The sequence below is a fragment of the Chryseobacterium sp. HNCC26DJ240 genome (assembly GCF_057180485.1).
Genome location: NZ_JBXUGK010000020.1, coordinates 1 through 1,032, shown reverse-complemented (window position 1 = coordinate 1,032; position 1,032 = coordinate 1). Strand labels below are relative to the sequence as shown.

Annotated in this window: 2 protein-coding genes; both read right to left on the bottom strand. The window is 26.2% G+C overall.

The annotated features are described in order from the left end of the window. Positions 1 to 210: 210 nt before the first annotated feature. A complete protein-coding gene (locus AC2A1G_RS20045; RefSeq protein WP_484048650.1) occupies positions 211 to 837 on the bottom strand; it encodes a hypothetical protein in 627 nt (208 codons plus the stop codon). Continuing rightward, positions 821 to 1,032, bottom strand: a 212-nt coding sequence (locus tag AC2A1G_RS20040; RefSeq protein WP_484048649.1) for a hypothetical protein, incomplete at its 5' end; no start/stop codon positions are given. The genes AC2A1G_RS20045 and AC2A1G_RS20040, both read right to left, overlap by 17 nt.

The window sequence follows — 1,032 nt, the reverse complement described above, 5'->3', positions numbered from 1 at the left end:
AAACCTAAAATATCCGGAATATCATCTTCAGAGATGAGAGAAGATAGCCGAGGATAATACCTATGTGTAATTATTGGTTGGTTTGGCATACTCTTTTTTCTTTTTGTATTTATAATTTTATTTTTCTAATTTCCACATACCATCTTCTTTTTTAAATAGTACATCTGAAGAACCTGAAGACTTTCATTTAAAGTTGATGTCCAAAATATTTTAATTTGTAATAACCCATTTATCACCTCTTTTAAAAATTTCATATAGTGCTCCCGCACCATTTCCCTCAATGTAACTATTTCTCACAACTATGTATCCTCCATCTTCTTTCTTATTATATAATATTCTGGAAATACTGTACTCTCCTACATAAATGTGATTTTTATATTTAATTGTATCACTTTTTGAACCTATATTAATACAATTACTTGGAAGTTTTAATTTATCGACATCAAATTTTATATCATCTTTATAATCTTTTAAATTGATATATAAAATTACTTTCGAAGACATGGTATTGGGATCATATTTGAACAACGAATCTTTAATCGTATATGTAAACTTATTGTTATAAAACAGAAGTGAATCAAATAGTTTTTTATAAGTAAAATAATCAATCGATGGTGCTTTAAACTCAAAACCATGCTTCTTTAGTTCATTATTCAGATAGATACTGTCTTTAGAATCAATTCCATGTTTAACCATGGTGATTATAGCATCATCCCTGATTTGTCTATTGAATACAGTATTCAATGCTTTGTAATCTTTATCTTTTACAGTTTCGTTGTTACAGCTTAATAGAAATAAAAACGAAATAATAAATATTAGGTTAATTTTGTTTTTCATAATATCTTATTATATATTCCATCTCTTTCTTCAATTTGTTGAATTTTTTATCATTAGGACTAATATTCTGATATGAAAGTGTAGTTTGATAAATTACCCATGCTCCTACCAAAAGCTCGATATCTGAAAACATAATTTTTCCAGTTTTAATTAGTCTATTATAAATACTAAAAACTTCTACAAAACCATTAGCAT